Raw genomic sequence first — 8798 nt, 5'->3', positions numbered from 1 at the left:
CTCGATGAACTCGAAGAGGTTTTATACCAACGTTGCCGAAAGTTACTGACCCAGAGGGCATTGATTCGAGACTTGACCCGTTTTCATTGGTGGCGTGAAATCGCGGCTATACTTTGATTGATTCTCCGGACTTGATATGAATCCCTCTTTTTCTAATGCACCAAATTAGAGCGGTCACGGCACTACACCGTGACCCGGCTAAAATAGGGATCAGGTAATTCACGATAGTAAAAAAATACACCTAAAGCACCACACTACCAGCACTTGTTCCACCTACATTGACTACTGTCAGTGCAGTTCCGCCAATCATGTCACTAAAGTTACCCGCAGCATTTAATGTCCCTGTACCATTATGGATAATTGAGAATGTACCGCCATTCACGGCAAACGCATTATTCGTAACCGTCAAAAAGTCTCCTGTTCCCAAATTCGTACCCGGACGAATGGCCAACCCATTATTACTACCCATCACCCGGTTATCCCGAACCACAATACTACCTGCATTACTCAAAGTTGCTCCAAACGGAGACTCTCGCAGACGAATCGCTCCATCTGTGCCCCCATTATTTGTATTAATATTTTCCAACAGGTTATTCTGAATAGTTACTGTACCGCCACCGGCTCTCACCCCAGCTACTTGAATCCCCTGCTGGCGCACTGTATTCAAACGATTACCACTAATATTGGCTGAACCAATTGTATCCAACAAGATTCCTGGAGCATCTTCACCAGCATTCCCCACATTATTCACCGCATTATTAATAATATTTACTGTATCTACCTCATAGATAAACATCGCCCGCTTTCCATTGCCTGTAATCCCATCAAACAAATTATCTTGAACCGTCAACGTACCAAACCCTTGAGGATTAGGCGAATTCAAAGACCGGAAAATACCATCTTCAATCAGATTTGTAAACGTATTACTACGAATAACCACTTCACTACCAGGGTCTCTCAAATTCATGACCGGAGTTTCAGCAATCCCGTCACTGGTAAATTGGAATCCATTAATGATAATTGGTCCAGCCGGAGATCCCGCGCGGTCAAATTCCACAAACCCTCCTGCCCCTCCAATAGTTGCTTCTGGGTTGCGAGTAGCACCCAACGCTTGATTGGCATTGGGCCCCAACAATTGCACGGGTTTATTAATATTAATCACCTGGCCAGGAATATACATCCCTGGTAGCACTTGCACCAAGCTACCAGTGGGTGTAGTAGAGACGCGATTAATCCCGCCCTGAATTTGAGCAAAGGCATTAATACCAATAATCCCGTCTCCCTCAGTCAGCGGCCCATCTCCATCGGGGTCAACGGGTGTACCATTGGCTAGAGTTGCCCAGTTATCATCCACATATACCCAATCATCATCCAGAATTTTCACCTGAGCCGTATTTGGAGTTCCTACGATATAAAACCCACTATTCGAGAGGGTAATCGTCACATCCTCAACCGTATTAGGACTATCATTATTAATCGGGACAACGGGTAATTCCACTGTTGTGGCTCCAGCCGGAATAGTTACACTCTCGTTGAGCATTTGGTAGCGTGTGCCATTTGCAGCCGTTCCCTGCACTGTATAGTTAACGGTCAGTGCAGCAGCAGTAGAGCCTCCAGTACGGGTGAGAGTAAAAATACCATTGGTGGCTGGGTCTCCTTCTACGGCAATATTGGTGGTCGCTTCGACCGAGATCGTAGACGGTTGAGGAGGGGGAATCGGAGTGGGTGTCGGGGTTGGGGTTGGGGTTGGCGTTGGCGCAGGGATGGGATTTAAGTTCGTAGTAAAGTCTGCTGCGGTAATCTGATTCGGATTAACCCCAGAGAGCACCATCAGATAGTTGCTGGTTACCGCATCTTGAATGACAGTCGTGCCAGTAAATGGCCCAGTTCCAGCAGTAATTAACAGATTTTCAAAGGCTAAACCCGGTTCTAAACCGAGTAAATCTTGTCCATCTTCAAAATCAACGGCAATATCTGCATCTGTAATTAACGGGCCGCCAGTGGTAGGAGATTGTCCAAATATATTACGCCGACCCATGACAAAAATATCCTGGCCGCCATCACCAAGCAGCACATCCGCGCCTAAATCTCCATGGAGAACATCATTTCCTCGGTCTCCGGATACCAGGTCATTGCCTTGACCGCCATAGAGGATATCATTCCCCTGACCGCCATAGAGGGTATCATTATCCTGATTCCCATTCATGAAATCATCATCCTGATTCCCAATCAGAATATCGGTTCCCTGTTCTCCGAAAATACTGTCGTTATTCTCATTCCCAGATAACAGGTCATTGCCGAAATTCCCGAAAATCAGGTCACCCCCTTGCTGAGAAAATACTGTATCATTACCAGCTAGGAGAAAAATTTGATCGCTTGCTGGGGTTCCGACAATGAAGTTATTGCCGGGCATACCGTTGATAACTGCCATGGGTTCACGTCCTCACCCTAACCACTAGCTTATTTTAGCCGAATCTGGATGGTTGTCACGCTATGTTATGGTTGATTTTAGTTAATGTAACAAATAGCGCATTCGAGTAAATACCATCACTAAGGACGATTTCCCCGATTCGGACACCCCAGTAAAGACAATCAGGCGAAATAATCCATTACTCATCTAAGCGACTGGGATCTATGCCCAATTCCCTCAGTTTTTTAGCCCATTTTGCTACTTTTTCTTGCGCTTCACGAGCCTGCTGCTGGGCTTAATGAACCTGTTGTTGGGCTTGTAAAGTTTGCCTTTGAGCTTGCAAAGTTTGTTGCCGTGCTGATAAAAGTTGCTCTTCTGGAGTTAAATAGCGCTCTCCTTGATCATTATACCAATACAACCATTCTCTAGTTATCCCTTGATAGGTTCCTTCTGCTCTACCGAGTCCTAAATAAAGTTCTGGCAACCAGAAGAGTTCTTATCCTGGGAAAAGCTGATATTCTTCTCCTTTCAATTGATAGACTTCTAGCTGGGGTTTCCTTTTTTGTAAAGGGTTATAAATCGCATAGTATAAGATTCCCAACTCGGCATATTCTGCGTTCTTTTATGTATATTCTTTCCGTCGTTTGTGTGAAACCACCTCTAACACCAAGCACTCAACGGTGAAACTCAGGTTTGTTTTATCAAGGGTGACGCAGGAACAGGGAAGTCGCGTCTGATTGAAGAATTTTTGGCGCATTCGGCATCCCTTGATGACAACTTACTGTTTACTAGAGGCAACTGCAATGCCCAAACTGGAATTAGCAATCCCTATATTCCTTTCCGAAATATTCTGGCAATGTTGGGCTGGTCTGGCTCGTTTCGGTGCAAGAGAAGGGGGATTACTTAAAGGTTTAGAAGACTTGGAAGATTTGGAAGAATTGGAACAACGCGCTAAGGCAGCAGAGAAAAGCCATGCCGACATCGAGCAATCCCAAATTTTCCTAAAATATACGGCTTTGCTCAGAAATTTAGCTGAACAATGTCCATCGGTTATTATCCTAGAGGATCTTCAATGGGTAGATAATTCTTCCAATACCCTCTTTTTCTATCTGGTTAGAGAGCTAAAAAATAGTCGCGTTTTGTTTGTTGGGTTATATCGCCCCAGTGATGTGGCAGCAGGACGGAATGGTGAGCGGCATCCTCTAGAGCAAATCTTGAACGAAATCAAACGGCTTTATGGCGATATATGGATTGATCTCGATCGGACAACTGAGGAACATGGACAGGCTTTTAACTTAGTCCATCCTTTCGGAAAGTTTTGTTTGACCGCACTAGAGGTCATGCTCTATTTACAACAGAACTATTACACGCTATGCAAGAACGAGGGGATTTAGTCTAAGAAGAAGGATTTTGGTAGGAATCTAAGCAGCTTAATTGGAAGAAGCTCCCAGCAAAAGTTGAAGAAATTATTGAGGAGCGTATTACTCGTTTATCCCTTGAAATGCGTGAGATACTAAATATTGCTTGTATTGAAGGTGCAGAATTTACAGCCCAAGTGATTGCTAAAATTAAAGTAACTCAAGAACGAGATGTAATTACAAAACTATCATACCAACTGGAACAATGCCATCATTTAGTATAACATATCAGAGAAGAAAGGTTAGGAACAGTAATCCTATCGCAATACACATTTAGGGCACTTCTATTAATTGACTATACCGTGAATTAATGAGATAATTAAGAAAAAAAGAAAGGTAAAAACATGGGTTAAATAAGTTCTTGGAATGTAGAGAACCGTCAGAAAAAGCTAAAGGAGAAAAAACCGCTGCTCTCTCAACTGAATGAATTAGTACCTTGGGAAGAGTTTTGTCCAATCCCCGAACAAATTCATGACCGTGAACTCTCAAGTAATGCCGGTTGTAAACCCCTAGACGTTATCTTAAGGGCACTTCTATTAATTGACTATACCGTGAATTCATGAGATAATCAAGAAAGAAAAAGTAAGGGAAAAAAAATGGGTTAAATAAGTTTTTTGGACGTAGAGAACCGTCAGAAAAAGCTAAAGGAGAAAAAACCGCTGCTCTCTCAACTGAATGAATTAGTATCTTGGGAGGAGTTTCGTCCAATCCTCGAATAAATTCATGACCGTGAACTCTCAAGTAATGCCGGTCGTAAACCCCTAGACGTTATCTGAATGTTCAAGTTAGTTATCCTACACACAATGTTCAATTTAAGTGACGATCAATTGGAGTATTAAGTCAATGATAGACTCTCGTTTATGAAGCTTCTAAATCTGGGCACAAAAGATCCAGTACCCGACGCTAAAACGGTATGGTTGTTTAAGGGAAAACTGACGAAAAAGAAATTAGTAGAAGAGTTATTTTAGCAATTAGAGGAGTATCTAAAAAGTCAAGGTTATAAAGCTGAAGAAAGTCAAATAATAGATGCGACTCTAATTCCTGTGCCGAGGCAAAGAAATAGCAGAAAAGAGAATAAAGAAATCCGAGAAGGAGAAATTCCTGAAGAATGGAAATAACGGCCGAACCGATTGTGTCAGAAGGATTTGGACGCTCGGTAGTTGAAGAAAAATGGTGAAAATCACTACGGCTATAAAAATAATATAAGTATCGATAAAAAATATGGAATTATTCGCAAATATGAAGGGACAGATGCATTAGTGTATGACTCAAAAGTATTGGGAAAAATGATAAATATAGATAATGCAGAACCAGAGATATGGGCAGATAGCGACTATCGGAGTGAAGAAATTGAATGGAGATTATCAATCCTAGGATTTGAGAGTAAAATCCATGAAAAAGGATGTAGATACAGACCGTTAAGTGAAGCACAAAAATCAAGAACGAGAGCGAAAGTAGAGCATGTATTTGGAGCTTGGGTAATGTGCATGGGAGGCAAGCTTTTACGTTCGCTTGGAAAAGTGAGAGCAGAAGCCAATATAGGTTTGAGAAATGTAGTATTTAATCTCCTCAGATATGTCTTCTGGTCAACCTCAGATATATAATTAAAACTCCCTATAAGTAGGGGAGTTTTAATAAAAAGTAATTGGTCTATGATGAACTGTCTACTTCTTAGATGAAATTTCATCTTTTGGGAAAAAGGCGGTCTTTTTTTATCTCATTAATTGCTCGAAAGAGCAATTAATAGAGGTGCCTTATATGGCTACAGAAGAAGGATTAGCCAACTACCATGAAGCTTGCTATGGTGTTCAATCTCCTGCGGATCAACGCCGTTATGCACTAGGAGTGATTGCCGCTTATCTGAGTTTAAATCATAGCTTCTACGATGTTTTTTGTGAACTGATTCAACACACAACATTTGATGAAGCCTTTGCAATTACCTCCCGTGCAAAACGCGGTTTTACTGACACCAGTGTTCCTGGATGCCATGTCAAAGATAAGGTTTACTTTGAGGGATTTCGTCAAGTTTCCGCCCACCTTGAACAATATCCTGATGACTATTCCTTGCTGATGTGTGGAAAAGTCGCCCTCGATATGTTACCCGATCTGAAAGAGTTACGCGACCAGGGTTACTTCGTTGAACCCCGCTACTTACCGGAGCATCTGATATAGGCTATTGCTGGCGCGATCGCCCTTTTGTGCAGCGATCGCCCCCTATTTCTTAATGTAGAAAATGGCGCATTCGCGTAAACACCATCACTACACCTAACTCATTGGCTGCGGAGATCGAATCCTTATCGCGCACGCTACCTCCAGGCTGAATAATCGCCTCAATCCCAGCCGCCGCAGCCGTCCGTACTGAGTCGTCAAAGGGGAAGAACGCATCGCTACTAAGTATGGCCCCACGGGCTTTTTCCCCCGCCTGTTCTAGGGCAATTTTCGCAGCTCCGACGCGGTTCATTTGACCCGCTCCTATGCCACAGGTGGTTTGGTTTTTGGTCACCACGATCGCATTCGATTTTACATGCTTCACTACTTTCCAAGCAAAGAATAGCTCTTCTAGCTGCTCTGGAGTTGGTTGTTTTTCCGTCACCACTTGCCACTGATCCGGGGTGCTAATCGTGCGATCGCTCTGTTGTAATAAAACACCACCCGCAATACTCTTGATCATCACCTGCGGTCCTTGCATCAGATCCGGCAAGACCAAAACCCGCAACTTCGATTTCTTGTGTAAAATGTCTTGAGCCTCCGGATCGCAACCAGGAGCAACCACACATTCGAGAAAGATTTGGGTTAACTCCTGTGCAGTCGCCCCATCAATCGGTTGATTCAGAGCCACAATACCGCCAAACGCTGAAGTCGAGTCCGCTGCCAATGCCTTCTGATAGGCTTCCACCAACGTATTCGCCACCGCAAGACCACAGGGATTAGTATGTTTCAAAATAGCCACAGTGGGCTTATCCGTAAACTCGGTAATAATTTGCCGCGCAGCCTCCAAATCCACCAAATTGTTATAACTGAGTTCCTTTCCTTGTAATTGGGTTGCTCCTGACCATCCCTCTTTTCCCGTTCCCGTCTGATACCAAGCGGCGCTCTGGTGGGGATTTTCGCCATAGCGCATGGTTTGCCGCTTCTGTCCCGATAGGCTAAATTCAGAGGGCAACAGTTCCTCTTGCTGACCGGTTAAATAAGCAGTAATCGCTCGGTCATAGGCCGCAGTATGGGCAAAGGCTTTTATCGCCCGTTCTTTCCGAAATTCTGCTGAGGCTTTACCCCCCTGTTGACGCAGTTCCGTTACATAAGCATTATAATCAGTCGGATCGCAGAGGACGGTTAAATGGGCATAATTTTTAGCTGACGCTCGCAGCAAGGTGGGGCCACCAATGTCGATATTTTCGATCGCCTCTTCTAACTTCACATCCGGCTTAGCGATTGTCTGTTCAAACGGGTATAAATTCACCACCACCAAATCAATCGGGCGAATGTTATTATCCGTTAAATCCTGAAGATCCTCCTCCAGATTGCGCCGCGCTAGAATTCCCCCATGAATGCGAGGATGGAGCGTCTTCACCCGGCCGCCTAGAATTTCTGGCGATCCCGTATAGTCAGAAACCTTCGTTACCGTTAATCCACATTTTTGTAGGGTTTTCGCCGTACCTCCACTACTCACTAAATCAAATCCAAATTCTTCCACTAAACTCCGGGCCAGATCCACCAGTCCCGTTTTATCGGATGTGCTAAGAAGGGCGAGAGGAGCCATAAGACAAGTGTTCCATGATTGATAAGCCACGTTTAAGGATACAGCAGGGATTTATTACCAATTAGAAATTAAACCTTAAAATTCTTGCAGACCTGAATGCAATACCTCGCACACTCCCCAGGAAGAAGTTTCAATTTGGGAAAATCTATGCTATGATTCCTTAGGTTAAGGGCACGTAGCTCAGTGGATAGAGCACCAGATTCCGGTTCTGGGTGTCGGGGGTTCAAATCCCTCCGTGCTCGTCTTTCTTGTGTATAGCACTCCAGACTTTTCAGCTCCGACACCCAGACCAGAATCTGGTACTCTGCCTAAAATCTACCTAAAACCACCATAGCACCTCCAAAAGTAAGGGGCAAGAAATAGGTCAAATGGGTTAGATAGTAATTAGAGTTTTCTATAGAATCCATAGAGAAATCCAAGGGGGTTCCCAAGAGGCAACTGAGAGAAACTAAAGTCCCTCCCAAAAATCCCTAAAAACATCCTCTCAATTTCAGACGCAACTGCTATCACCCGGTGAATCACCGGGTGTTCAGAGATAAGGGGGTAGACTCCCCCCTCGAAACCACCCTCAATCACAGTGACACTAATCATGCATATAATGAATGTCACCCTCAATCACAGTGACACTGACTATGCATACACAGAGAGATGGCTTACACCCTGGAGCTGCTCGTAAAGAAGCCATTGCCCGTAGCCGAACAACCCTAACCCTTTCTGACCCGACTAAGACGTTGCTCCAGAAGATTGGTAACGGTTCCATGTCTGACGGCGTTTACCTTTCGGTGGCAATCGTAGCCAAGCTACTACGGCAAAAAGTTATTTCAGTTGATTTTGACAAAGGAGGAATTATCTACCGGCTCAATGGTGACGAGTTGATTTGTTCACCCCGATCGGGGCGTGATGAGGCGCAGCAATTGCACCGGGCTAGCGCAGATAAACTCTTCCTCGACCCGAAAGTGAATCCTTATGCTGGACGGGTACTCAATAAGAAGCAACTGCTAGATACGGGACACTTTACCCATCGCATGATGAGAGCAACCCTACCGGGTCAGAAGGTGACAGATAAATACGGTTACTGGTGGTACAGAGCTGACAACCCCGATAGTCCCCGTTGCCTCCAGAGGGGACTACGAAATGATAGCGGTAGATTGATGGCAACCTACATCGGACTGGAGAGCGAATGGGATGACTGGGAAAAATATAGTGAAGG

Annotated in this window: 8 protein-coding genes, 1 tRNA gene and 1 pseudogene; 7 read left to right on the top strand and 3 right to left on the bottom strand. The window is 44.4% G+C overall.

The annotated features are described in order from the left end of the window. Nucleotides 1–241 precede the first annotated feature (241 nt). Complete coding sequence (locus PN466_RS14870) at nt 242–2431, bottom strand: calcium-binding protein (RefSeq protein WP_271940430.1); 2190 nt, start codon at nt 2429–2431, stop codon at nt 242–244. A 274-nt stretch (nt 2432–2705) separates the two neighbouring features. Then, entirely contained in the window at nt 2706–2894 is a 189-nt protein-coding gene (locus PN466_RS14865) for a hypothetical protein (protein ID WP_271940429.1), read from the bottom strand. Between the two features lie 216 nt (nt 2895–3110). Here PN466_RS14865 and PN466_RS26365 point away from each other — a divergent pair, with 216 nt between their 5' ends. The 5 genes and pseudogenes from PN466_RS26365 to PN466_RS14845 all read left to right on the top strand — a co-directional run bounded on the left by PN466_RS26365 (nt 3111) and on the right by PN466_RS14845 (nt 6000). Next, complete coding sequence (locus tag PN466_RS26365) at nt 3111–3317, top strand: hypothetical protein (RefSeq protein WP_390890008.1); 207 nt, start codon at nt 3111–3113, stop codon at nt 3315–3317. Nucleotides 3318–3911: 594 nt separating this feature from the next. Beyond that, nucleotides 3912–4052: a hypothetical protein gene (locus PN466_RS14855; RefSeq protein WP_271940427.1), complete on the top strand. Its 141-nt coding sequence runs from the start codon at nt 3912–3914 to the stop codon at nt 4050–4052. Nucleotides 4053–4679: 627 nt separating this feature from the next. Continuing rightward, nucleotides 4680–4796, top strand: a pseudogene (locus PN466_RS26360) (IS5/IS1182 family transposase); the annotation flags it as partial. A gap of 192 nt (nt 4797–4988) precedes the next feature. Continuing rightward, nucleotides 4989–5432 (top strand): transposase, encoded by a 444-nt coding sequence (locus PN466_RS14850; protein ID WP_271940426.1) that lies wholly within the window; start codon nt 4989–4991, stop codon nt 5430–5432. Nucleotides 5433–5586: 154 nt separating this feature from the next. After that, entirely contained in the window at nt 5587–6000 is a 414-nt protein-coding gene (locus PN466_RS14845) for a tyrosine/phenylalanine carboxypeptidase domain-containing protein (RefSeq protein WP_271940425.1), read from the top strand. 49 nt (nt 6001–6049) lie between these two features. Here the strand turns inward: PN466_RS14845 and purH are convergent, their stop codons facing one another. After that, nucleotides 6050–7588 (bottom strand): bifunctional phosphoribosylaminoimidazolecarboxamide formyltransferase/IMP cyclohydrolase, encoded by a 1539-nt coding sequence (purH, locus tag PN466_RS14840; RefSeq protein WP_271940424.1) that lies wholly within the window; start codon nt 7586–7588, stop codon nt 6050–6052. Nucleotides 7589–7757: 169 nt separating this feature from the next. Here purH and PN466_RS14835 point away from each other — a divergent pair. Continuing rightward, nucleotides 7758–7830 (top strand) — tRNA-Arg (locus tag PN466_RS14835). Nucleotides 7831–8220: 390 nt separating this feature from the next. Continuing rightward, nucleotides 8221–8798, top strand: a 578-nt coding sequence (locus PN466_RS14830) for a hypothetical protein (protein WP_271940423.1), incomplete at its 3' end; no start/stop codon positions are given.

The sequence above is a fragment of the Roseofilum reptotaenium CS-1145 genome (assembly GCF_028330985.1).
Lineage (GTDB): Bacteria > Cyanobacteriota > Cyanobacteriia > Cyanobacteriales > Desertifilaceae > Roseofilum > Roseofilum reptotaenium.
Note: the sequence above shows the minus strand (reverse complement) of the source record. Positions and strands in the feature narration are given on the sequence as shown.

What these genes read in the sequence shown, in the direction of transcription:
- PN466_RS14870 (WP_271940430.1), bottom strand. Translation starts at nt 2,431, where the DNA reads ATGGCAGTTATCAACGGTATGCCCGGCAATAACTTCATTGTCGGAACC.
- PN466_RS14855 (WP_271940427.1), top strand. Translation starts at nt 3,912, where the DNA reads ATGCGTGAGATACTAAATATTGCTTGTATTGAAGGTGCAGAATTTACA.
- PN466_RS14845 (WP_271940425.1), top strand. Translation starts at nt 5,587, where the DNA reads ATGGCTACAGAAGAAGGATTAGCCAACTACCATGAAGCTTGCTATGGT.
- purH (WP_271940424.1), bottom strand. Translation starts at nt 7,588, where the DNA reads ATGGCTCCTCTCGCCCTTCTTAGCACATCCGATAAAACGGGACTGGTG.